Raw genomic sequence first — 22,194 nt, forward strand, 5'->3', positions numbered from 1 at the left:
GAGGCCTCCGCCCGCAGGCAGCGGTAGGCGATCAGGATCGTCTTCATACGGCCTTGCCCGTACCGGCCTCGCCGATCTCGAAATCGCCCGGCTGAGGCGGCGCGATGGGCACGAAATCGCGCCGGTCGGGCTTGATGTCGAGCAGAGGCGTGCCGTCCAGGCAATCGAGCCCGCGCACAAGCAGTGCGGACCCGTTTCGCGCTACCTGCAGCACGATCGAGCTGCCGATCGGGTTGGGCCGCGCCGGCGAACGCAGCGCGAAGGTGCCACGCACCGAGCCGTCATTGGCCGGGCTCTGCAGCACCAGGTCGCGGCGCGACATGTCGAGCCAATAGAGGATTTCCAGCTGTGGATAGCGCTCGATGCCTTCCAGCGCGGCGACCCAGGGCTCGAACAGCTCGATATGGCAGATCGGGCCGTCCTGCCGCCCCTGGCGCGGACAGAGCCGGCGGTGCGTCCAGGGCGTCGAGATGCGCCCGATGAACTGCAGTCCCGCATCTCGCGCGGCCGGCGGCTCGACGACAACCTCGCCGTCGCGGATTTCGTTTTCCCTGACCATGATGCAACTAACCCCGCCGCACTCTATTCCGTCAACCGGGCATACGCGGCGGCGAGCAGCAGGATGATAGCGCCGTAGAGCACCTGCTTGATCGGCTCATGCACATCCATGAGGGTGAGGATGCTGGTGAGCACGGTGAGGATCAGCGCTCCGACGATGGTGCCGGCATAGCCACCCCTGCCACCGAAGATCGAGGTGCCGCCGATGATCACGCAGGCGACCGAAGGCAGCAGGTAGGAATCGGCGAGGCTGAGATCGGAGGCGTTGGTGCCGCCGACCAGCACCAGGCCGGCGATGGCGGCGAGGATCGAGCAGAGCAGATAATCGACGAAGAGCACCCGCCAGACGCGGATGCCGGCGAGATGGCAGGCCTCGCGGTTGTCGCCGATCGCATAGAGCAGGCGTCCGAAACCCGTGCGATGCAGGCCGAACAGCATCAGCCCTCCGACGATGAGCCAAAGGAAGAGATTGACGGGAACGAGGCCTAAGAGCTTGCCGGACCCGAGAGTCTGGATGAGTTCTGGCACATGCGGCTGGCTCGCCATCATCTGCTGGCTGTAGACGATCATCACGCCGCCGGTCATCAGTCCGGTGCCGAGCGTCATGATCAAGGGCTGCACGCGAAGCACCGCGACGCCGATGCCGTTGACCACACCCACGACGATGCCGAGGCTGAGGGCAACGGCAAGCGCCGTCGCATCACCCGAACTGGCGTTGGTGGCGAGCAGATAGGCCGCCCCCGTCGCTACCGATGCCACCGAGAGGTCGATGCCTCCCGTCAGCATCACCAGCGTCTGCCCGGCGCCGAGGATGGCGAGCGGCGCGGCGAAGAGCAGGATGTTGGATATCCACAGCGGCGTCACCGTGCCGGGACGCGCGATCTCGATGCCCGCAACGAACAGCGCCAGGATGAAGATCAGCGCGAAGATGGTCTGGTTGCGCAGGAACTGCAGGACTGCCGTCATTTGCGCGCCTGCATGAAGGTGATGAAGCCGCCGATCATCACCACCAGCACGATCAGCGTGCCCTGGATGACCTGCCCGTAATTGGGATCGATCGAGAGGAAGATCAGATCCATCGGGATCAGCGTCAGCAGCAGCGCGGCGACTATCGGCCCCACCATGCCACCGCGGCCGCCAGTGAGGCTGACGCCCCCGATCACCGCGGCGGCAACGCTGCTCAGCGTGTAATAGGTGCCGGAGAGCGGCGCGCCGATGCCGGTCGTCATGGTGAGCGTAATGCCGCCAGCGGCACATGCGATGCCGCCGAAGGTATAGGCCAGGGTGCGAGCGACCTTGACATTGACCCCACTGCGGAAGGCGGCAACGGGGTCGCTGCCGGCGGCATAGATGAGCAGGCCAATGCGGCTGTAGCGTATGGGCAGCCAGATCGCGGCGGTGACCAGCACCATGACGATCAGGGCGTTAGGCACCCATTCGGAGAGATCGGCGCCCGCCGCGATGTTGAGGAATTCGGGCGGCGCCCCTCCGCCGGGACGTTCCAGGATCAGCAGGGCTACGCCGCCCCAGATGAAGCCGGTCGTGAGAGTCACCACCACATCGGGAATGCGGGAAATGGCGGTAACGATGCCGTTGAGCGCGCCCTGCACGGCGCCGACGATCAGGATGAGGATGGACAGCAGCAGGGCCTGGCGGAAGGAGGCCGTCTGCATCAGGCTCGCCGAGAGCACATTGGAGACCGCAATCAGCGAGCCGACGGAAAGATCGATGCCGCCGCTGATCACCACGATCGCCTGCGCCGCCGCGGCCAGCGCCAGCGGCAAGGCGCCAAGGGCGAGAGACTGGATGTCGAAGGAGCCGAAATCAGGGTGGATGGCAGCCGTTGCGAGAATGGCCGCGGTGAAGACGAGGGGCATGCCGAAGGCACGGAGCTTGCGAAACAAGCCCTCCCCGGATTTGCGCGGTATCGCCGTTGTCTCGCTCACGCCCGTACCTCCGCCGTCTCGGCCGGTGGGAGTCCATGCGCGGCATGGAGCAGCCGGGCCTCGTCGGCCTTTTCCGCCGGCATCTCGCCGGAGATACGGCCGCCGAACAACACGATGGCCCGATCACATGCGAGGCGGATCTCCGGAAGCTCGGAGGTGAACAGCAACACCGAAGCCCCCTGCCCCGCCACCTCGCGCAGCAGCGCATAGATCTGCTGCTTGGTGCCAACGTCGATGCCCCGCGTCGGATCGAAGCAAAGCAGCGTACGGAAACCCGAGGCGATCCAGCGGGCGATTACCACCTTCTGCTGGTTGCCGCCGCTGAGACGGCGCACCTCGGGCGCAGCGCGGATATCGATCTGCAGGCGTTGAATCGCATCGTCGACCCGCCGGCGCTCTGCCCCCATGGCGATGGCGCCCCAGCTCCTGAGGGTGCCGAACGCCGAAAGGGCGATATTCTCGCGAACGGAACGCTGATGCAGCAGGGCCTGCAGCCGATTGGCCGGAACCAGTACCAGCCCGGCCCGGATGGCATCGGCCGGATGACGCAGGCGCAGCAACTCGCCACGCGCCCGCACCTCCCCGGCATCCGCCCGCCGCACGCCGGCGATGCAGTCGAACAGCTCCTCCTGCCCCTGCCCCTCGAGGGCAGCGACACCCAGCACCTCGCCCGGCGCGACGCTGAAGGAGACATCGCGCAAGGCATGGCCATAAGTGAGGTTGCGGACCTCCAGGGCCGGTGGCCCGCTTGTCGCGATATTGGGAGCGCGTCGCTCGACGGCCGCAGCAGCCTTGGCGACATCCGTACCCAGCATCATGTTGACGATCTTCGCCTCGGCGCCGGCCGTCGGCGTTACGCCCACCGTCACGCCGTCGCGCAGCACGGTGGCGCGATCGCAGAGCGCGGCGACTTCGGCCATGCGATGGGAGATGAAGATGACGCTCTTGCCGCCACGACGCCAGTCGCGCACCACCTGGAACACCCGCTCCGACAGGTCCGCCGGCAGAGCGGCAGTGATCTCATCCAGCAGCAGGATCGAAGGGTTGGAGGCAAGTGCCCGCGAAAGGTCGATGAGGCGCAGCAGCGCGAAATCGATATCGCGCGCCGTGCGCGACAAGTCGATGTGGTCGATGCCGAGCGTGCGCATCGCTGCCTTCATCGCCTCGAGCGGCACACGGGCCAGGCGCATGTTCTGCGCCACTGTAAGATCCGGCACGATAGCGGGATCCTGGTAGACGGAGACGATGCCGGCCCTGCGTGCCTCGGCGGGGGAGCGGAACACACTGGGCTTGCCGGCCAGGGTGATCTCACCCCCATCCGCGGGGAAGACGCCGGTGATGATCTTCACCAGCGTGCTCTTGCCAGCGCCATTGGCGCCCATCAAGGCGTGGACCTCGCCAGCCTGCACCTGCAGATCGGCCGAGCGTAAGGCGACCACCGAATTGAACCGCTTGGCCACGCCGTGGATACGCAAGAGGAGATTATCGTCGCCCGCCATCAATCCCGCTCAGGAAAGCCGGCGGCTGGGCCGCCGGGGATATTTTGTAGAGCGTAGCACGAGTCGCAAACACGGGCCTCGGCCGAGACAGCCGCGACGCCGACAGCTCCCTTCCCCCTTGTGCGGAGGGGTAAGGGATCGGTGTCGCACCGATAGGACGAGTTCGTCGCCCAAGGACCTCCGCCCTTTTGTTCCCTCCCCACAAGGGGGAGGGATACGGCGACCGGGGCGCCTTTCTGACTAAAATGTACTCGCGCCTCACGGCCCCTTGCAGCCGATGATCTGGTCCATCGTATAGGTCGTGTAATCGGGCACCGAAACAGCGACGCTGTAGAAGGGATCGAGCTTGGGATTGTAGTTCTTCTTCAGCGTGTCGAGGCCGGCGTCGGAATTGTCCCATACGGTCGGCGTAACCTTCACCACATGCGGGTGATCTTTCGTCTTCTGCAGGATATCGAGGGCCAAGGCGAGGCCAGCGCCGCCCACAGCCGGCGGATTGCTGACAGCCACGCCCGACAGGCCCTTGTCCTTGAGATCGATCAACTGGCCGAGGAAGCCATTATTGTCGGCGCCGACCACCGGCACGAAGGGCTTGCCAGCCGTCACATAGGCATCGACGACGGGCTTATCGAGGCCCGATGTCCAGATGCCGTCGATCTGCTTGCCGGACGCCAGCAATTCCTTGGTGGTCTGCGCCGTCTTGTTGAGAGCCCAGCCGGTGAATACCGAGGTCACCTTGATATCCGGATAGTCCTTCAGGGTCTCGGTGAAGCCCTGATGCCGGTCGGCATCGGCCGGCACGCCATCGATGCCACGCATCTCCAGCACATTGCCTTTGCCGCCAAGCTTGTCGAACAGCCATTTGGCGCCGACCTTGCCATAGGCGACCTGGTCGTTGCTCAGCGTATAGGCCTCCGGCGCGGAGACGGACTGGTCGACGGCGACGACCACGATGCCCTTGGCCGCTGCCTGCTTGATGATCGGGTTCAGCGCATCGCGGTCCGACGGATTGATGATGATGGCATTGGCGCCGGCGGAGATCAGGTTGCGGATATCGGCAATCTGTTCGGAGGGGCCGCCATTGCGGTTGGCGACGATGACCTTCGACACCACGCCCGAGGCCTCTGCCTGCGCCTTGATCGAGCAGATCATCTCTTCGCGCCAGCCATTGCCGATCAGCGTGTTGGAGACGCCGACGACGAATTTCTTGTCAGCGGCATGCGCACCGCTGACGGCCAGCAAGGCCGCAATCAGGCTTGCGCCGGCCAGACCATAGTTGCGTTTCATGGTTCCCTCCCAGTCACTGGCGGTTTCTCGACCGCTCCAACATCGCATAGTTGCATTCAAATGAGCCGCGCGGAAGTCCAGGCACCATCATTGCGACTCGATTCCACTGCCGCCTCGATGAAGGCGACACCGCGCGCACCGTCAACGACGCTGGGCGTGGCCGCAAGCGCAGCAGCGCCAGGCGTGTGCCCGGAGCGCCTCGCGACGATCAGTTCGGCCGCGTCGCGATAGAGATTGGCGAAACCCTCGACATAGCCCTCGGGGTGGCCCGCCGGCATGCGCGAGCCACGCCGCGCCTCGTCGGAATTGCCGGGACCGCCGCGCTGCAGCACGCGCGTCGGCTCACCATAGGGCGTGAAACGCAGGAATTCCGGCGTCTCGCCCACCCATTCGATGCCAGCCCTGGTACCGAAAACCTTGAGGCTGAGGCCGTTGAGATTGCCCACTGCAACCTGACTTGCCGCAAGCACACCGCGTGCGCCTCCAGCGAAACGGAGCAGCACATGGGCGTTGTCGTCGAGCCGCCGCCCCGGCACGAAGGTGGTGAGATCGGCCGAAACCTCGTCGAGTTCGAGCGAAGTAACGAAGAGCGCGAGGTTATGGGCATGCACGCCGATATCGGCAAGGCAAGCGGAGGAACCGGCGCGGGCGGGATCCGTGCGCCATTCGGCCTGCTTCTGGCCGTCGGCATCGACGGGATTGGTCAACCAGTCCTGGATATAGGCGGCATGCACGACACGGAGATGGCCGAGCTCGCCAGCCTGGATCATCTGGCGGGCCTGGCGCACCATGGGATAGCCGGTGTTGTTCAGCGTGACCGCAAAGACGAGCTTCTTCTCCTGCGTGAGTGCCACCAGCTCCCTCGCTTGCTCCAGCGTGGTGGAGAGCGGCTTGTCACAGATCACGTCGATGCCTGATTCGAGGAAGGCCCTCGCCACCGGATAGTGGAGATGATTCGGCGTGACGATGATCACCGCCTCGATGCCGTCGGGCCGGGCCGCCTCGCGCACGGCCATCTCGCGATAGTCCGAATAGGCGCGATCGGGCGCAAGGCCGAGATCGACGCCGGACAGGCGGGCATTCTCCGGGTCGGCGGAGAGAGCCCCCGCTGTCAGCACGATGAGGTCGTCGAGGCGCAGCGCCATACGGTGCACGGCGCCGATGAAGGCATTTCGGCCACCGCCGACCATGCCCACGCGCAATTTCCTGCCCCCGCCGCCGTCCTGCGTGGCATAGACCATGGCATCAGCCTCCCACGCCGAGAAGCTTGAGGTTGGTGGCGCGGTCGGCGCCCGTGGCGGCGAAATCGTCGAAGACGCGATCCGTCACCTCGATGATGTGGTCGGCGATGAACGTGGCGCCCTTGCGCGCCGCCACCTCGGGGTGCTGCAGGCAGCATTCCCATTCATAAACGGCCCAGCCGGCGAAATCATAGGCGGCGAGCTTGGAGAAGATCGCCTTGAAGTTCACCTGTCCGTCGCCGAGCGAGCGGTCGCGCCCGGCCCGTTCGAGCCAGCCCTTGTAGCCGCCATACACGCCCTGCTTTGGCGTGGGATTGAACTCGGCATCCTTGACATGGAACATCTTGATGCGGTCGCGATAGGCATCGATGAAGCCGAGATAGTCGAGCTGCTGCTTGATGAAATGGCTGGCGTCATAATTGATGTGGCAGCGGGGATGCCCGCCCACCGCGTCGAGGAACATGTCGAAGGTGTCGCCGTCAAAGACGTCCTCGGTGGGATGGATCTCGTAGCAGAGGTCGACGCCGTTTTCGTCATAAAGGTCGAGGATCGGCTTCCAGCGCCTTGCCTGCTCGGCGAAGCATTCCTCGATGAGGCCGGCCGGACGCTGCGGATAGGGATAGAAATAGGGCCAGGCGAGCGATCCGGTGAAGGTGACGTGCTCCGTCAGTCCGAAGCGGCGGGAAACCTTCGCCGCCTTCTTCACTTGGTCGGCCGCCCAATGGCGACGCTTCTCGGGATTGCCGCGCAGATGGGCCGGACACTGCCCATCGAACATGGCGTCGTAGGCCGGGTGGACGGAGACCATCTGGCCCTGGAAATGGGTGGAGAACTCGCTGATCGCGATACCGATATCAGCGAGCTTGCCCTTCACCTCGTCGCAATAGGCCTCGCTCTCATCGGCCTTGTCCAGATCGAAGAAGCGTTGATCCCAACTCGGGATCTGGATGGCCTTGTAGCCATAACCCTTGGCCCAGCGGGCAATGCCTTCGAGTGTGTTGTGAGGCGCCGTATCCTGGGCAAACTGGGCGAGAAACAGCCCCGGCCCCTTGATGGTCCGCATGGTTTCCTCCCGAGGGACGGCGCAGGTTGACGTCCCACACCCTTTTGTGCCGGGAAATTTTCGGCGATTGATTTGATAATCGCAATAAATTTCTATTTGTCAATTTAACACCTGACACTTAGTCCGGCTCATAAGAACGTCGGCCGACAGATGTGCGTCATTCCGAGCGACCGAAGGGAGACCCGAAATCCAAGAACACAGTCTTGCGAGGATTGTGTTCTTGGATTCCGGCGTTCCGCTTCGCTACAGCCGGAATGACGCGCGTCTGTCTGTGCCTCTGTTAGCCTGAATTCAGTTCCCTGCATGGCCAATACCGCGAGGCGAACCCTCAATCCTGCAGCGGTATTCTGCCCCACGACAGGCGCAAAACCTAAGAGCCACCAATTTGGAACAAAATTTCTCTTATTTGACATTTGGAATATCTGGCTCAAAATCGCGCCTCACGACAAGCCAGGCAGAGCCAAGGTGGAAACGCAGCTCAAGGACAAGGTGGCCCTGATCACCGGGGGGACGCAGGGTATCGGGCGCGCCATCGCCGTGGCGGTAGCGAAATCCGGCGCGGCCGGTATCGCCCTGGTCGGCCGGAACCCCGACCGCGGCGCCGAAGCCGTACGCGAGGTCAGTGCCCTCGGCGTCCCCGCTCATTTCGTCGCGGCCGAACTCGGCGGCACGGAAGCGGCGTCTGATGTCCTGAATGCCGCCCTCCAGCGGTTCGAGCGCATCGACCTGCTGGTCAACGCCGCCGCCGATACCAATCGCGGCACGGTGGCGGCCGCCTCGCCGGATTTCTTCGACCGGCTCTACGCCGTGAATGTCCGCACGCCGCTCTTCCTCATGCAGGGCGTGATAAACCACCTCACCAGGCGCCGGGCGCCGGGCGCCATCGTCAACATCCTCAGCATGAACGCCCATGGCGGCACGCCGGACCTCGCCATCTACGCCTCCACCAAGGCGGCGCTCGCCTTGCTCACCAAGAACGCCGCCTTCTCCCACCGCTTCGATCGCATCCGCATCAACGGCATCAATGTCGGCTGGGCGGATACTCCGGCCGAGCGGCAGATGCAGGCCGTGACCCTCGGCCTCGGCGAGGAATGGCTCGCCAGGGCCAATGCGGCGCAGCCCTCCGGCAGCCTGCTCTCGCCCGAGGATGTCGCGCGCCTAGCGCTCTTCCTGCTCAGCGACGCCTCCGCACCGATGACGGGCTCGCTCATCGACCAGGAGCAGGCCTTCGTGATCGGTGTCCGGGAATAGGGCTGGAGACATGCAGCGACTTGCGCAAGACACGCTCGCCAAGCTCTCGCCGGGAACACGCCGCCCGCATTACGACCGCACGAAGCTTGCCATCGGCATGGCCCATATCGGCGTCGGCGCCTTTCATCGCTGCCACCAGGGCGAGTTCACCGACGACATGCTGGAGGCCCGCTTCGGGCCCTGGGGCGTCGTCGGCATCAATCTGAGGCCGCCGCTGCTGACGGATATCCTGGCGCCACAAGATGGGCTCTACAGCCGCACCTTGCGCGAAGGCACCATCGCCGAAACGCGGGTGATCGGCGCACTCAGAAAGGTCATAGACGTCAGGGATCCTGCCGATGGAGAGGCCGCGATCTCCGCCCTCGCCGCGCCGCAGATCAAGGTCGTAACCATGACGCTGACGGAAAAGGGCTATTGCCACATCCCCTCCTCCGGCACGCTCGATTGGTCCCGTCCCGACATCATCCGCGACCGCGAGGGCGCCTCGCCCCCGGCCAGTGCCCTCGGGCTGCTCGCTGCGGCGCTGGAAAGGCGGCGCCAAACCGGCGGGGGCGGCCTGACCCTGATCAGCTGCGATAATGTTCCTGGCAACGGTGCATTGCTGCGTTCGGTGCTCACCGCCTTCATTGCCGCCCAATTGTCGCCATTGGCCTCCTGGATTGAGACGAATGTCGCCTTTCCCTCTACGATGGTCGACCGGATCGCTCCTGCCCCGATGGCCGAGGACCTTGTCTCCGCTAGCGAGGCCATCGGCTTGCGGGACGAGGCGGCCGTTGTCGGCGAGCCCTTCCGCCAATGGGTGATCGACGACCGCTTCGCCGCGGACCACCCGCCCTGGGACCTCGCCGGCGCGCAGTTCGTGGCCGACGTCACGCCCTATGAGCTGATCAAGATGCGCGTGCTCAACGCCGCGCAATCGACGCTGTCGCATCTTGGCGCCCTTCTCGGCCATGCGTTCAGTTTCCAGGCGGCGGATGATCCAGTGCTGGCTCCGCTTGTTCGCCGCATGCTTGTAAGGGAGACCGCTGGCACCCTGCCCAATGCCCCCGGCATGGAGATCTCCGCCTATATCGACACCTCGCTTTCCCGCATCGCCAACAGCGCGATCCGGCATCGCTGCCACCAGATCGGCACGGATGGCTCGCAGAAGATCGTGCAGCGCCTGCTCAATCCCCTGCGCGGACGCCTTGCCGCCGGCCATGCCCCCGGCTTGCTCGCGCTGGCGGTCGCGAGCTGGCTCGCCTATGTGCTCTGCGGCGCCCGCCGCCACGGTGCTCGCTGGCAGCCCAACGATCCAATGGCGGCAGGCGTCATCGCCATCGGCGAGCAGGGTGGCGATGATTTCGATGGATTGGCGCGGGCGCTGATCGGTATCGAGCAGGTGTTCGGCAGCGATCTCAGGGATTCGACGGCGGTGCCCGCCATCGCCATGCATCTGCGCGGCCTGTTGGGGGGTGACGTACGAGGCTACCTCCGCGAATGCCTGGTGGAGTATGCATGAGCGGCCGGAGTGCACATTTTGGTGTGTCGCCCCCCGGTCGACCTTCCGGAGAGGCCGGGCATAGCGGAGAGATAATGTCGACCGGGAGGTCGACACTCCAAGAAGGCGAGGCTCGATGGCTGAAATCATTCCGGTGGTGAACAAAGACGAGGATCGCGCGGCCTTCGGCTATTCCCGGCCGGAGAGCTATGAGGAATTGCGCGCGGTCCTCTCTTCCGGAACGGTGCGCCTGCCCAACAAGCTCCGGCAGGTGGCGATCTATCTGTGGCAGCACCCGACCGTGGTGGCCCTCGGCACCGTCACCAGCCTCGCCGAACAGGTCGGCGTGCAGCCCTCGACCCTGGTGCGTTTCGCCCAGACCTTCGGCTATTCCGGCTTTTCCGACCTGCAGGACATCTTCAAGGCCTATATCCGCAGCGGCCAGCGGGACGCGAAGGGCGCCTCGCCGTCCGACGGCCAGGCGAGCACAGAAGCAGCGACATTGGTGGACGGCTTCGTCAAATCCTCAACCGTCTCACTGTCGAGGGTGACGGAGCGCCTCGACCTCCAGGCCTTCGAGGCCATGGCCGCGGCGCTGGCCGCGGCGAAGCTCGTCTATATCGTCGGCTCCAAGCGTGCCTTCTCGGTGTCGAGCTATGTTTCGCTGGCGTTGTCCAAGCTCGATATCCGCAACATCACCGTCGACAATGTCGGCTCGGCAGCCTTCGAACATATGCGGCTGGCGACGCCCGCGGACGCGGTGCTGGCGATCAGCTTTACGCCCTACAATTCGATTACGCCCGAACTTGCCGCCTCGGCAGGTCAGCGCGGCGTGCCCATCCTCTCGATCACCGACAGCGCCTTCAGTCCGCTCGTTCCCCTGTCGAAGGCGTATGTCGAAGTGGTGGAGGAGGATTTCTCCGGCTTCAAATCGCTTGCCGCCACGCTTTCGGTCGCCATGGCGCTTGTGCTGCGCGTGGCGCAATTGCGCGGCGCCGAGGAAGAAGACGCGTCCAGCCGCGGTAAGTCATCGACTATGGCGACGAACCGCAGACAAGGCCGCAAGAACGCCTGAAGCCCGGCCTCATCGACGCAGGTTCATAGAGGACGCTCGGCCAAAGGTAATGAGAGGAATGAAAATGCAGACCTGGCGTGTCGTCGGCCTCAGTTTCGAGCATATGCATATGGGCGACCTCCTGCGAGAGGTCCATGAACATCCGCACGCCGAGATCGCAGGTATCTGCGATGCCGATCCTGCCCGCATGGCCTCCGCCATCAGCACCTTCGCCATTCCCCCCGAGCGGGTATTCACAGACATCAGTGCCTGCCTCGAGGCGACCAAGCCGGATCTCGCCATCATCTGCGCCGCCACGGCGCGCCATGCTGAAGTCGCCGAGATCGCGGCCGGTCTCGGCATCGACATGATAATCGAAAAGCCCTTCGCCGCCTCGCTCGCCGATGCCGACCGCATCCTCACCGCCGTCGCCAGGACGGGCGCCAAGATGGCGATCAACTGGCCGCTGCGGTGGTCACCGGCGCTCGTCACTGCCAAGCGGCTGCTCGACGAGGGCGTGATCGGCGCTCCGATCGAGGTACATCACTATGGCGGCAATCGCGGGCCCCTTTATCACCTGGCCGACAAGATTGAAGTCTCCGAAGAGGAGGTGAACCGCCTCAAGCCCCATTCCTGGTGGTACAAGCAGGCTTCGGGCGGAGGCAGCCTGCTCGATTACATCGGCTATGGCGCCACCCTCGGCACCTGGTTCATGAATGGCGAGGCACCGATCGAGGTCACGGCCGTGGTCGACCAGCCGGCAGGCCTGGAGGTCGACGAGCACTCCATCACCATCTGCCGCTACAGCAAGGGCCTCTCCAAGCTCGAGACGCGCTGGGGCACCTTCACCGATCCCTGGACCACGCAGCCCCAGCCCAAATGCGGCTTCGTCATCGTCGGCACGGACGGCACGATTTCCTGCTACGACTATGACTGCCATGTCAGCCTGCAGACGCGTGGACATTCTGAGATCCATGCGCTTCCCGTCGACGAGCTCAAGGCGCCCTATCGCGCGCCGGTGGAATATGTGCTCCACTGCAAGGCCGAGAAGCTACCCATCGAAGGGCCGCTCGATCCCGCGCTATGCCGCACGGCCCAACGCATCATCGACACCGCCGTGCAATCGGCGCTCGAGAAGCGAACGCTGAGGCTGTTGCCATAGCCGGGAAGGCGCCATTGCCGGAACCGCGGACGTCCTCGCCCGCCTCTTCCGTTGTCGTCGAGCACAACGGTTCCAAGAAGCGGATCGTCCGACACTCACTTGAGTGTCGTAGGGACGTCCGCGCTCCCAGCCACTTAAATCTGCTCCCCCTCTACCCAGACCGATCCCAACGCCAGCCCCTCTTCCAGCATTACCACGCTCGCCAACGCACCCGGCACGATGCGGCCGAGATCGGCAAGTGCGAGATACTCCGCCTGCCTTGTCGAGCAGAGCTCCGAGGCCTCGGCAAGCGAGAGGCCCAGCGACACCAGGTTGCGGAAGGCATCCAGCATGGTGATGGCGCTGCCGGCCAGGGTCGTGCCATCGGCCAGCGTAATGCGCAGACCCTTCTTGATAACCGTGCGGCTGTCGGTGTGGTACTCGCCATCCGGCCGGCCGGCGAAGGTGGTGGCGTCGGTGATGGCATAGAGGCGCGGGATGGCACGATAGGCGGCGAGCAGGACGGTCGGATGCACGTGATGAAGATCGCAGATCATCTCGGCATAGCGACCCTGAGCCAGCGCATACGCGGCAACGCCCGGCTCGCGATGATCGACGCCCGACATAGCGTTGAAGAGATGGGTGAAGCCCGCCATGCCGCGACCGAAGGCCGACGCCGCCTCGCTGGCGCTGGCGAGGCTGTGGCCGATCTGCACCCGGCACCGCCGCGCCGTGAGCGCTTCCATCACCTCCATGCCGCCGGGAATTTCTGGCGCCACCGTCGCTATCGCCAGCCTGCAGCGATCGGCCCAGCGCAGCGCCAGGGCAACATCGCCGGCAAGCGGCACATTCATCTGCGCTCCGAGCTTGTTCGGGTTGATGAAGGGGCCCTCCAGATGGGCGCCGAGCACCGTCGGCTCGCTGGCCCGCCGGTTGTTTCGTACCCTCTCGATATCGGCCAGCGCCCGGTCCAGCACCTCGACCAGCGCCGTCGCCGTGGTGGGCGCGATCGCCACCGTGCCGCCGGCGGCATGGAAGCGGATGAAATGACGAATGGCCTCCTCGCCGCCGCTGTAATCATGACCATCGCCGCCATGCACGTGGAGATCGATGAAGCCGGGAATAACATAAGGCGGCTTCGGCGCCTCGGTCGATGCCAGCGCCTCCCCTTCGACGCGCAGGATACGCCGGCCCTCGAAGAGGAGGCGGCCCTTCACCCAGCCGGACGGCGTCAGGATGCTGCCGGCCAGCACGACCTCGGACGACACGGCCATATCGGGCTCCTTCCACACTATTCGATGATCATGTGCTCGACCGGCGCCCTGCCCTGCGCCACGAGCAGGCAACCCTGGAGTGGATCACCCTCCGCCGTCTGCACCGGCCGGCCGATGCGCGCAAGCAGCCCTGCCTGGAGCGCGTCAGCCAGGCCGCCATTGAGATAGAGCGGCACATCCTCGCAGCGCAGCGTGCCGACCAGGGCCGCGAGATAGGCAAGCCCGCGCGACAGGATCTCCGCGGCAACCGGGCAGCCGGTGTCGGCTCCCTTCAGCACCAGCGGGGCGAAGCTGGCAAGTCGACGGGCGTTCAGCCCTGCGAATGCGCCATCGAGGATGCCCCGCACCCCGCCGACATGCTCCATGACCGCGTGGGAAAGCGACGAGGACGCGGCGATGCCATCGCGGACCTCCAGGGCGTGGCGCACGGCCTGTGCCCCCAGCCAGGAACCGCTGCCACGATCTCCGACGATCCAGCCCCAGGCATCGCGCTGGATCGAGGTGCCATCCTCGAACAGGCGGTGGCCGGCAACTCCGGTGCCGATGGTGAGCAGCCCGCAGGGCCGGCCGCCGCCCGCTCCGACAAGAGCTGCGTAGCCATCGCTCATGGCAATGGTGGCGCCGAAGGCCGGACAACGGGCTAGGAAGGCCTCGCGCGGCTTCTCGACATAGAGCCCCGCGCCGCCGATGGCGAAGGCCGTGTCAGCCCGGTCTTCGACGTCCAGCCCCGTTCCGGCAGTCAACTGATGCCAGAGATCGAGGATACTGGCGACAGCCTGCTCACGGTCATAGCTGGCATTGGCGGGGCCGGCCTCGGCATAGGCAAGCTCGCGGCCATCGGCATCGCAGAGACGACCGCGACTCCCCGTGGCGCCGGCGTCGACACAGAAATAGCGCTCGATGGCCATATCCCAGCGGCCTTACAGCTCGACCACGCGCTTTTCCTTGATGCTGAGATCCGCCGCCAACACGATCTTCAGGCTGTTGACCGCCGCCTCCATATGCTCGCCGAGGTCGACCTTGCCGTTGATCGCGTCCAGCAGATAGATCTGCTCCAGCCGGCAGATCTGGTCATGGTCGGGCTTGTCGACCACCGGGATGATCTCGTCGCCCTCCACTGTCGACTGGTCGGGATTGAGCGCCGAATGATGCAGCAGAACCGATTCCATGCGGCCATGGGTATGGATATCGGAGGAAAACGTCCAGGTCGCGCCCTTCGCCGTCCCAAGCTGGTGGGCGGGCGGGATGACGCTGATGCTGCCCTTCGGCCCCATGATATCCTTGACCATGAAGGCAATCTCGCTGATCGAAGGGCCCCAGGCCGCCTCGTACCAGCCGATCGAGCCGTCATCGAAGAAGACCTGAAGCTGGCCGTAATTGTACTGGTCGGTCGCAATCTCCTCAGAGAGCCGCGCGCCCATGCCGCTGACGCGCACCGGCCTGGCCAGGGTCATCTGGCACATGGCATCGACATAGTGCACGCCACAATCGACGATCGGCGACAAGGCCGACAGCAGGTTCTTGTGCCAGGTCCACGATGGGCCGATCGACTGTTGGTTCAGGTTCATGCGCATCACCAGCGGCTTGCCGAGGCCCTGCGCCAGTTCCACCACGCGCTTCCAGATTGGATTGTGGCGCATGGAGTAGCCGACCACCAGCTTCCTGTCGTGCTGGCGCGCCGCGGCGAGGACGCGCTCGGCATCCTCTGCCGTCTCGGCCAGGGGCTTTTCGATGAAAACGTGGGCGCCGGCCTCAAAGGCGGCAACGGCGAAGGCGGCATGGGTGTCGGGCCAGGTGTTGATGGAAACGACATCAGGCCTCACCGCGGCAAGCGCCTCATAATAATCGGGGAAGCGGGGGATCGGGCGCCAATGGTCCGGGAGGTCCATGCGACTGTGGATGCTGCGGGCGCAGAGCCCTGCGATCTCATAGCCCTCCAGACTGTCATAGGCGCGCCCATGCGCCATTCCCATGTGACCAAGCCCGACCAGAAGAACCCGCAAAGGCGCCATGCCATCCCCCAGGAAATTCGACGGCGCAGGCCCCTCAAAATTTTTTGGCCCGCCGCGCAATATGGATTTGTGCTTATTGGGAAGGAGCCTAAGCCCAAACCATTAGCCGTCAAGCAATAGTAGGAGGCGTCGTGACAGGGTATCCGGACACCGCCATCCTCCTTTATGCTCCCCCCGAGCCAATGGTCGGAGCCCCACCCGCCTCCATTTCTTCCTTCCCATTCTCCGGGAGAGGCATTACCCTTGGGTAGTCATGCAACAGGATACTGTTTTACCATCCGGACAACTCACGTTTGTCCCCAATATGCAACGCTATGACTTCGCGATAATATCGCTTATATCCAGCCAACGACGGCTTGCACCCTTGTTGACGAGGCCTGACAAATTTGCCGGTGTGTTTTTCTTAAAACGTTTGACTAAATTATGTGGAAGCATTTTACCTTCCGCGGAATGTCACGGTGAGTAGGCAACAATGAAAGAACGACAAGATCCGGTGATCGAGGCGGCTCTGGAATATGAATTTGCTACGCACGAAGCGATCCTGAATCTCAGCAACCGGCAATCGGCCGGCAAGGTGAGAGCTTGCCTGCGCTGGGCGGATGCCCTGATGCAGCTCGAAGCCCTGCCGGACACCGAACACCGGCGCGCCGGTGATTTTCTGGCCATGCGAGGTCGGATTCCGTTTTCCGCCCGCCGCGTCATTACGGATGCGATGATGCGCCTCGATGAGGCCGCCCTTCGGAATGAGTGCCGGTTCGCCAAGACCCAGACCAAGCACTGAAACCGGTTCCTCCAGACCGCGGCTGCCCCCTGGCGTGCCGGGCCGGACCGACGCCTGCCCTGGAGATCGCCGTGTCGCTTCCGGCCGGTGATGACAGCGGCCAGGGATGCTGGCGCTCCACCTCTTCCACATGGAAATCGGAACATTCGCTCTCGCAGGCACGTTGGGATTGTATTCGCAACACGCCCTGGGAGCATCTCAAATGCCGACGACATCCGGACACACTACTGCAATCCTTGCCTCGCGCGTGCGGGGAAGCAGCGTCTATAATGTGGATCGCGAGAAGATCGGCAACGTCGAGGACCTAGTTCTCGACAAGACCTCCAACGAGATCATGTTTGCCGTCCTAGGCTTCGGCGGCCTGTTCGGCATGGGCGAGAAATATTTTCCCATTCCCTGGTCTAAGCTCGACTATGATCCCGAAGCTGGCGGGTATGTTATCTGCGTTTCCAGGGATGTTCTGGAAACAGCCCCATCCTACTCGTTGAATGACCTGACCAAGAATGACGGTCAGGTTTCGCGTGCCACGAACGAGTATTACCTCAAGGCGATGTAGACGGGGCCAATCCTCGCCACGGAACATGACCGATCCTACCAGGGAGTACACAAATGATGTCGTTCCCTCCTACCGACCCGCATCCCCCCGGAGCAAGATCGGAAACATGGTCAACCGACGATCCGCCGGACATGGCTTCGGAGGCGCCGAACTCCTCCGTGGATTCCGACGAGGAGCCGATGACGGAGGACCAGATCGGCCAACTCAAGGCCCTGAGCGTACAGATAAACGACCCATACGCGTTTTCCAAATCGCTCACCCGCGGCGAAGCTGCTGCCCGGATCAAGATGTTGGAAGCCGCGATCGCACGCTGAAGGCCAGGGGGCAGCCTCCCGAGGGTGCTAGATGTTTAGTCCCGGCATTTGATGGAGCGGGTCGCGGCGTGGCGATCTCTCATCGCCATCCTTGGGAACGAGGCGCCTTATGCAGAGTGACTGCCACTCCGTCCTTGGCGCGCCTTGTCCACGGAAATCAGCACCTATGAGGCAATCTCCTCACCGACCCACGAAAGAGGGGGGATCGCTCGCCGGGAACGATTCATCACTCGCCTCGTCCACCTCGTCCCAACTCGGGGCCGCGGCCGGCACCGGCTCCCGCCGCATGGCACGCTCGGCCCATAGATAAAGCAGGACTTCGTCCGCCAATGCGGCATTCATCGCCGTGCGATGATCGAGGGCGAGCCGCAATTGCCGATTCTGCTCGAGTATCTTGCCCACGAACACGAGGCCCGCGATGGACGCAAGAATACGGAATGCCGACATGACAAGCCTCTCGGTCAATTCTGTCTGAGCAATGAACGGGCAGCCTCCGGCAAAGTTCCAGCCTCTCGGGCTGGCCAAGACTTGGTTGGTGATTTTCAGCTCCCGCAGCAAGGAACGGAATGTCGCCGGGGCTTCGGCTCCCTACAAGGCGGAACGCGAGCGAAAGGGAGCGGTCAATGAACAACATCACCACGACACGGATTCGCCTGCCACAAGGGTCGGAGCCTGTGAAACCCGCCGACAAGCGGGTCGCGGCCTATGATTGGCCGGGCATTTCAGAGGAACTCGGCAACTATGGCTGCGCCATCCTCGAAAAGCTGCTGACGCAGGAGGAATGCGCCAGTCTTGCCGATCTCTACCCGCAGGAGAAGCATTTCCGCAGCCACGTCCATATGGCGCGCCATGGCTTCGGCAAGGGAGAGTATCGCTATTTCAGCTATCCCCTGCCTCCCCTGATCGGTGAGCTGCGCACAGCCCTCTACCCGCCGCTCGCCGTCATCGCCAATGCCTGGAACGATCTGCTCGGCGTTGATGCCAGCTATCCGCCGGATCATGCGGCATTCCTCGCAGCGTGCCATCAGGCCCGGCAGACACGGCCGACTCCCTTGCTGCTCCAATACGTGCCCGGCGACTTCAACTGCCTGCATCAGGATCTTTACGGCGATCTTGCCTTTCCGATCCAGGTGGCCATCCTGCTCTCCGAACCGGGGCGCGATTTTACAGGCGGCGAGTTCGTACTTACAGAACAGCGCCCACGCATGCAGAGCCGGGCCGAGGTGGTGCCACTTCGGCAGGGAGACGCAGTCGCCTTCGCCGTGCACAACCGGCCGGCGCAGGGCGGGAGGGGAGCCTACCGCGTGAACATGCGCCACGGCGTCAGCCGCTTGCGCTCCGGCCGACGCCACACGCTCGGCATCATCTTCCACGATGCCCGCTAGAGCAATCGGCAAGCGTCCGACATCCCGGAAGCCGGGACAAGGAAAAGGCGCGTCGGAAACTCCCGGCGCGCCTCTAAAAAAATGTCGAGTGGGTCAGGGCTGCTGCGATGCCGCCGGCGGGGCGTTCGCGGCAGTGGCAGCAACCGAGCCCTGCGGCACCACCAGGACGCTGTCCGACGAAGTGCCGGCTCGATCTACCTTGACAACGTCGCCAGGCAGCACTGCGTCCGCCTCGGTTGCCGGAATGGCTTGTGCAACGCCGTCGATCGTGCGCACGATCGTGTAGAGGATCTTGCTGGTGATCGAGCCGATCTGTGCGGCCATCGCCTGCGGCGCCTGCACTTCCGAATTGTAGATCAGCCCCTGGGTCGTTGTGGTCCTCTCGACATTCGCGGCGAGTTTGGCGCGAACCTCGGAGATCTCGTTCAGCGTATCGTTGCGCGCCTTGTTGCGCACATCGGCAAGGTCCCGATCGGCCTTCGATATATCCTGCTGGGCGCGCAGCATCTGAAGTTCGACGTCCAGGCGATTGCTCTCGAAGGCCGAGACATTCTGGTCGAGCTGGAGTTGGCGGGAAGCGATGGCCAGGCCCTTCTGAACCAGGCCGTTGACATTGTCGAGCTCCTGCTTGGCGAGATCGAGCTGGTGCTCCAGCGAGACGGTCTTCTCCTTGAGAGACTGGATCTCGGCGGCGAGCAGCGTCTTGGTCTGTCCGATCGCGGCCTCCTGCGAGGTCACAGCTTGATGCCGGGCCTCGAAGAGCAGTTGCTCCTCGCGCATGAGCTGCTGCACCTGTGGCGAGGCGGACTGGCTCGTCAGCTCAGCGGGAAAGGTGATCGTCTGGGCGCCCTGCAACTCGGCATCGAGCCGGGCTTCACGGGCCAGAAGACCGAGACGCTCCACGGCCAGCGTGCGCAAATCACCCCGGGTCACCAGGCTGTCGCGTTGATAGCCGAGCAAGCCGAGATCGGTGACGCGTATCACACCGCCCGCGGTGCTGACGGCCTGGAGAACGGTGAGGCCGGGCTTGTACGGATACTGGCCGGGGGTCGTCACCAGGCCCATGATGAAGAAGGGGCGATAGGTCGAGACCTCCACCGATGCATCGGGGCGGTTGGAAAGACCGATCGTCGACTGGAGGCGCTGGCCAATCAGGGTCGCCAGATCGGCCGTGCTCTTGCCGGCGGCAGGCACTTCGCCGATGAGCGGCAGCGAGACGTTACCGGAGGCCCCGACGACGAATTCCCCCGTCAGCGCCGCCCATTCGTGCGCATCGTTGTTGGAGGGACGCCAGTCATAGACCCGGATCTTCAGCTTGTCCTCGGGACCCAGCAGATAAGGACCTGCCTGTGCGGCGGAGGCCATTCCCACAAGCACGGTCGAAGCCACGAGCAAGGCGGCCGCCCACTTGCTGATGGCGCCGACCTTTGCTTCGCGGCGATGAGAGCCCTGGTGGAGTCGATCAGAATTCATGAAGCCACATACCAATCTTCAATCGGTGCGCAAGCGAGATTGCATGACTTGCGCAGGTTTGACGAAACAAATCAACAGACAGGAGCTGACTTATAGCCTGTACTGCTTCTCACTAACGCGACGCTCGACATATGCTTTCATCTTTTCCATGAAAACACTCTTTCCGAAAGTCTGCGCATGGGCCGTTATTATGGCCGGGTCGATATCCATGCTCTCCAGCCGCTCGATCGCCTCGATGATCGCTTCAACGCTCTGCGTCTCGAAGAAAACCCCCGTCTTGCCGGCGACCACGGTTTCGGTTGCCCCGCCCCGCCCGTAGGCGATCACGGGGCGCCCGCTGGCCATCGCCTCGACCGGGACGATGCCGAAATCCTCCTCCCCCGGGAAGACAAGCGCCCTGCAGCGCGCGTAGTGATGACGCAATGCAGAGAAGGGCTGCGGCCCCAGGACTGTAACGGTGGGCCCCGCCATGGCCCTGATCTTCGGAAGCATTTCGCCGCCGCCGATAATGATCAGCTTCTTACCCGTGCGATTGAAGGCCTCGACGGCAAGATCCGGCCGCTTGTAGCTGACCAGTTCGCCCACCATCAGATAATAGTCACCGAGCTCTGCAGCATCGACAGCCCGGAAATCGGTTGTATTGACGGGCGGGAATATGACATCTGAATCGCGTCGATAATAAGACTGTATGCGCCGTGACACGGTTTTCGAGTTCGCGACGAAATGATCCACCCGCGAGGCGGAGGCCGCATCCCAGTTGCGGATATAATGCGCGATCGGCGGCATCAACAGGCGCGTCAGGAAGCCACTACGCTCGCGATAGTCGTGAAACATGTTCCAGACATAGCGCATTGGCGAGTGACAATAGCATATATGCGTCGCGTCGGCGGGGGGCACGATGCCCTTGGTTGGGCCTGACTCGCTGCTGATCACCAGGTCATAGCCCCGCAGATCGAGGTTTTCGAGCGCCAGAGGCATGAAGGGAAGATAGTTCTTGTAGAGCTTGTGGGCCGCCGGCAAGGCATTGATGAACGAGGTCGTAACCTTATGTTTGCGAATTGTAGGTGAAACCACGTCGGGACGATACACATGCGTAAATATATCGGCCTGTGGATATAGTTCACAAAGCGCCTCGATGACTTTCTCACCGCCGCGCATCCCAACAAACCAATAATGTACGATAGCAATTCGCATTGCACCATTTCCTGCAGCGCCCAAGTAGAACGCTCACCTCTTCAAGCACAAACGACGACTCCGCCGCCAGCATTTTCATGCTGGGGCGTACGACCAATGGCTTAATCCGCGGCTCTACCCCGCCCGGGACACGACCAGGCGTTCCCATACACGGGTGCTATAAAAATCGCATCATATCTCTTGTGACGGGAGACTTCTGTGCGTTTTCGCACAGACCCCGAATGGACGGATAATCGGCTCATTTTTGCCAAAACCTTGCCAATTTCTATCAATTTTCGACTCAAGTGCCCCATACCGTTGGCTTCGACACCACCATTCGAACAGGTCTCGGCAACACCGAAGGGCGGCAGCGGCATCCCAAAGGGCCCTATGCACATTCATGCGTTGCAGTGGCCGTTCTGCCACACCTCCCAGGAGGGAGAATAACCTACGCCCCGCTTTGAAAAATAAGGCGAATTCTACCGCTACCGAGGGCATCGTTCACGACATAGAGGTACGGACAAATGTGATCTGGTACCTCCTAATAACTAGATTTTACCCCCAATTTTAGTTCTTTCGAGGAGTCATACCTATGATGCGCGACGCAACGGTATGCCAGCACTACTCCGAATTCCGTTGGGGCTAATCCTTGCTTTCTGGTCGAAAATTCAGCAATTCAGTGTTCATTAGTTTAACGCAAATCCAA

At 63.3% G+C, this 22,194-nt stretch carries 21 protein-coding genes; 8 read left to right on the forward strand and 13 right to left on the reverse strand.

Annotated elements, in window-relative coordinates; translation table 11 throughout:
• Positions 1-43 precede the first annotated feature (43 nt).
• The 7 genes from ACMDCR_RS19465 to ACMDCR_RS19495 all read right to left on the reverse strand — a co-directional run bounded on the left by ACMDCR_RS19465 (position 44) and on the right by ACMDCR_RS19495 (position 7,594).
• On the reverse strand, positions 44-559 hold the full coding sequence (locus tag ACMDCR_RS19465) for an SAM-dependent methyltransferase (RefSeq protein WP_413988196.1): 516 nt from the start codon (positions 557-559) through the stop codon (positions 44-46).
• Positions 560-582: 23 nt separating this feature from the next.
• A complete protein-coding gene (locus tag ACMDCR_RS19470; protein WP_413988197.1) occupies positions 583-1,524 on the reverse strand; it encodes an ABC transporter permease in 942 nt (313 codons plus the stop codon).
• A complete protein-coding gene (locus ACMDCR_RS19475; protein WP_413988198.1) occupies positions 1,521-2,504 on the reverse strand; it encodes an ABC transporter permease in 984 nt (327 codons plus the stop codon). Before ACMDCR_RS19475 ends, ACMDCR_RS19470 begins: the two co-directional genes overlap by 4 nt.
• On the reverse strand, positions 2,501-4,003 hold the full coding sequence (locus tag ACMDCR_RS19480; protein WP_413988199.1) for a sugar ABC transporter ATP-binding protein: 1,503 nt from the start codon (positions 4,001-4,003) through the stop codon (positions 2,501-2,503). The genes ACMDCR_RS19475 and ACMDCR_RS19480 overlap by 4 nt, the downstream gene beginning before the upstream one ends.
• Positions 4,004-4,261: 258 nt before the next feature.
• Entirely contained in the window at positions 4,262-5,290 is a 1,029-nt protein-coding gene (locus tag ACMDCR_RS19485) for an ABC transporter substrate-binding protein (RefSeq protein ID WP_413988200.1), read from the reverse strand.
• A gap of 56 nt (positions 5,291-5,346) precedes the next feature.
• Positions 5,347-6,531 carry a Gfo/Idh/MocA family protein gene (locus ACMDCR_RS19490; RefSeq protein ID WP_413988201.1) on the reverse strand — a complete coding sequence of 395 codons (1,185 nt, stop codon included), beginning with the start codon at positions 6,529-6,531 and terminating at the stop codon, positions 5,347-5,349.
• Between the two features lie 4 nt (positions 6,532-6,535).
• Positions 6,536-7,594, reverse strand: coding sequence for a sugar phosphate isomerase/epimerase family protein (locus tag ACMDCR_RS19495; protein WP_413988202.1), 1,059 nt, complete (start codon positions 7,592-7,594; stop codon positions 6,536-6,538).
• A gap of 465 nt (positions 7,595-8,059) precedes the next feature.
• On the opposite strand from ACMDCR_RS19495, the gene ACMDCR_RS19500 reads away from it, so the two are divergent.
• The 4 genes from ACMDCR_RS19500 to ACMDCR_RS19515 all read left to right on the forward strand — a co-directional run bounded on the left by ACMDCR_RS19500 (position 8,060) and on the right by ACMDCR_RS19515 (position 12,541).
• Complete coding sequence (locus ACMDCR_RS19500) at positions 8,060-8,845, forward strand: SDR family oxidoreductase (protein ID WP_413988203.1); 786 nt, start codon at positions 8,060-8,062, stop codon at positions 8,843-8,845.
• A 10-nt stretch (positions 8,846-8,855) separates the two neighbouring features.
• Entirely contained in the window at positions 8,856-10,346 is a 1,491-nt protein-coding gene (locus tag ACMDCR_RS19505; protein ID WP_413988204.1) for a mannitol dehydrogenase family protein, read from the forward strand.
• A 115-nt stretch (positions 10,347-10,461) separates the two neighbouring features.
• On the forward strand, positions 10,462-11,400 hold the full coding sequence (locus tag ACMDCR_RS19510; RefSeq protein ID WP_413988205.1) for a MurR/RpiR family transcriptional regulator: 939 nt from the start codon (positions 10,462-10,464) through the stop codon (positions 11,398-11,400).
• A 64-nt stretch (positions 11,401-11,464) separates the two neighbouring features.
• On the forward strand, positions 11,465-12,541 hold the full coding sequence (locus ACMDCR_RS19515; protein ID WP_413988206.1) for a Gfo/Idh/MocA family protein: 1,077 nt from the start codon (positions 11,465-11,467) through the stop codon (positions 12,539-12,541).
• A 134-nt stretch (positions 12,542-12,675) separates the two neighbouring features.
• Here the strand turns inward: ACMDCR_RS19515 and ACMDCR_RS19520 are convergent, their stop codons facing one another.
• From ACMDCR_RS19520 to ACMDCR_RS19530, 3 genes are read right to left on the reverse strand one after another with little or no spacing between them, the layout of a single operon-like run.
• Positions 12,676-13,794, reverse strand: coding sequence for an N-acetylglucosamine-6-phosphate deacetylase (locus ACMDCR_RS19520; protein WP_413988207.1), 1,119 nt, complete (start codon positions 13,792-13,794; stop codon positions 12,676-12,678).
• Between the two features lie 17 nt (positions 13,795-13,811).
• Complete coding sequence (locus ACMDCR_RS19525) at positions 13,812-14,702, reverse strand: BadF/BadG/BcrA/BcrD ATPase family protein (RefSeq protein WP_413988208.1); 891 nt, start codon at positions 14,700-14,702, stop codon at positions 13,812-13,814.
• A 12-nt stretch (positions 14,703-14,714) separates the two neighbouring features.
• Positions 14,715-15,806 (reverse strand): Gfo/Idh/MocA family protein, encoded by a 1,092-nt coding sequence (locus ACMDCR_RS19530; protein ID WP_413988209.1) that lies wholly within the window; start codon positions 15,804-15,806, stop codon positions 14,715-14,717.
• A gap of 493 nt (positions 15,807-16,299) precedes the next feature.
• Here ACMDCR_RS19530 and ACMDCR_RS19535 point away from each other — a divergent pair, with 493 nt between their 5' ends.
• The 3 genes from ACMDCR_RS19535 to ACMDCR_RS19545 all read left to right on the forward strand — a co-directional run bounded on the left by ACMDCR_RS19535 (position 16,300) and on the right by ACMDCR_RS19545 (position 17,457).
• Positions 16,300-16,587 carry a hypothetical protein gene (locus tag ACMDCR_RS19535; protein WP_413988210.1) on the forward strand — a complete coding sequence of 96 codons (288 nt, stop codon included), beginning with the start codon at positions 16,300-16,302 and terminating at the stop codon, positions 16,585-16,587.
• A gap of 202 nt (positions 16,588-16,789) precedes the next feature.
• Entirely contained in the window at positions 16,790-17,143 is a 354-nt protein-coding gene (locus ACMDCR_RS19540) for a PRC-barrel domain-containing protein (RefSeq protein ID WP_413988211.1), read from the forward strand.
• Positions 17,144-17,274: 131 nt separating this feature from the next.
• On the forward strand, positions 17,275-17,457 hold the full coding sequence (locus ACMDCR_RS19545) for a DUF3072 domain-containing protein (protein ID WP_413988212.1): 183 nt from the start codon (positions 17,275-17,277) through the stop codon (positions 17,455-17,457).
• Positions 17,458-17,637: 180 nt separating this feature from the next.
• On the opposite strand, the gene ACMDCR_RS19550 is transcribed toward ACMDCR_RS19545, so the two are convergent.
• On the reverse strand, positions 17,638-18,015 hold the full coding sequence (locus tag ACMDCR_RS19550; RefSeq protein ID WP_413988213.1) for a hypothetical protein: 378 nt from the start codon (positions 18,013-18,015) through the stop codon (positions 17,638-17,640).
• Between the two features lie 65 nt (positions 18,016-18,080).
• Between ACMDCR_RS19550 and ACMDCR_RS19555 the strand changes: the two genes are divergently transcribed.
• Positions 18,081-18,842 carry a 2OG-Fe(II) oxygenase gene (locus ACMDCR_RS19555; protein WP_413988214.1) on the forward strand — a complete coding sequence of 254 codons (762 nt, stop codon included), beginning with the start codon at positions 18,081-18,083 and terminating at the stop codon, positions 18,840-18,842.
• Positions 18,843-18,935: 93 nt separating this feature from the next.
• On the opposite strand, the gene ACMDCR_RS19560 is transcribed toward ACMDCR_RS19555, so the two are convergent.
• Together ACMDCR_RS19560 and ACMDCR_RS19565 are read right to left on the reverse strand one after the other, a co-directional pair.
• On the reverse strand, positions 18,936-20,315 hold the full coding sequence (locus ACMDCR_RS19560; RefSeq protein WP_413988215.1) for a polysaccharide biosynthesis/export family protein: 1,380 nt from the start codon (positions 20,313-20,315) through the stop codon (positions 18,936-18,938).
• Between the two features lie 90 nt (positions 20,316-20,405).
• Positions 20,406-21,509, reverse strand: coding sequence for a glycosyltransferase (locus ACMDCR_RS19565; protein WP_413988216.1), 1,104 nt, complete (start codon positions 21,507-21,509; stop codon positions 20,406-20,408).
• Positions 21,510-22,194: the final 685 nt, after the last annotated feature.

The sequence above is a fragment of the Labrys okinawensis genome, from assembly GCF_047345005.1.
GTDB classification, from domain to species: Bacteria; Pseudomonadota; Alphaproteobacteria; order Rhizobiales; family Labraceae; genus Labrys; species Labrys okinawensis.

Bases quoted from the DNA above. Each gene is read 5' to 3' on its own strand.
- ACMDCR_RS19525 (WP_413988208.1), bottom strand. From the start codon at position 14,702: ATGGCCATCGAGCGCTATTTCTGTGTCGACGCCGGCGCCACGGGGAGT.
- ACMDCR_RS19555 (WP_413988214.1), top strand. From the start codon at position 18,081: ATGAACAACATCACCACGACACGGATTCGCCTGCCACAAGGGTCGGAG.
- ACMDCR_RS19465 (WP_413988196.1), bottom strand. From the start codon at position 559: ATGGTCAGGGAAAACGAAATCCGCGACGGCGAGGTTGTCGTCGAGCCG.
- ACMDCR_RS19485 (WP_413988200.1), bottom strand. From the start codon at position 5,290: ATGAAACGCAACTATGGTCTGGCCGGCGCAAGCCTGATTGCGGCCTTG.
- ACMDCR_RS19515 (WP_413988206.1), top strand. From the start codon at position 11,465: ATGCAGACCTGGCGTGTCGTCGGCCTCAGTTTCGAGCATATGCATATG.
- ACMDCR_RS19470 (WP_413988197.1), bottom strand. From the start codon at position 1,524: ATGACGGCAGTCCTGCAGTTCCTGCGCAACCAGACCATCTTCGCGCTG.
- ACMDCR_RS19490 (WP_413988201.1), bottom strand. From the start codon at position 6,531: ATGGTCTATGCCACGCAGGACGGCGGCGGGGGCAGGAAATTGCGCGTG.
- ACMDCR_RS19510 (WP_413988205.1), top strand. From the start codon at position 10,462: ATGGCTGAAATCATTCCGGTGGTGAACAAAGACGAGGATCGCGCGGCC.
- ACMDCR_RS19560 (WP_413988215.1), bottom strand. From the start codon at position 20,315: ATGAATTCTGATCGACTCCACCAGGGCTCTCATCGCCGCGAAGCAAAG.
- ACMDCR_RS19530 (WP_413988209.1), bottom strand. From the start codon at position 15,806: ATGGCGCCTTTGCGGGTTCTTCTGGTCGGGCTTGGTCACATGGGAATG.
- ACMDCR_RS19505 (WP_413988204.1), top strand. From the start codon at position 8,856: ATGCAGCGACTTGCGCAAGACACGCTCGCCAAGCTCTCGCCGGGAACA.
- ACMDCR_RS19565 (WP_413988216.1), bottom strand. From the start codon at position 21,509: ATGCGAATTGCTATCGTACATTATTGGTTTGTTGGGATGCGCGGCGGT.
- ACMDCR_RS19545 (WP_413988212.1), top strand. From the start codon at position 17,275: ATGGCTTCGGAGGCGCCGAACTCCTCCGTGGATTCCGACGAGGAGCCG.
- ACMDCR_RS19495 (WP_413988202.1), bottom strand. From the start codon at position 7,594: ATGCGGACCATCAAGGGGCCGGGGCTGTTTCTCGCCCAGTTTGCCCAG.
- ACMDCR_RS19540 (WP_413988211.1), top strand. From the start codon at position 16,790: ATGCCGACGACATCCGGACACACTACTGCAATCCTTGCCTCGCGCGTG.
- ACMDCR_RS19520 (WP_413988207.1), bottom strand. From the start codon at position 13,794: ATGGCCGTGTCGTCCGAGGTCGTGCTGGCCGGCAGCATCCTGACGCCG.
- ACMDCR_RS19480 (WP_413988199.1), bottom strand. From the start codon at position 4,003: ATGGCGGGCGACGATAATCTCCTCTTGCGTATCCACGGCGTGGCCAAG.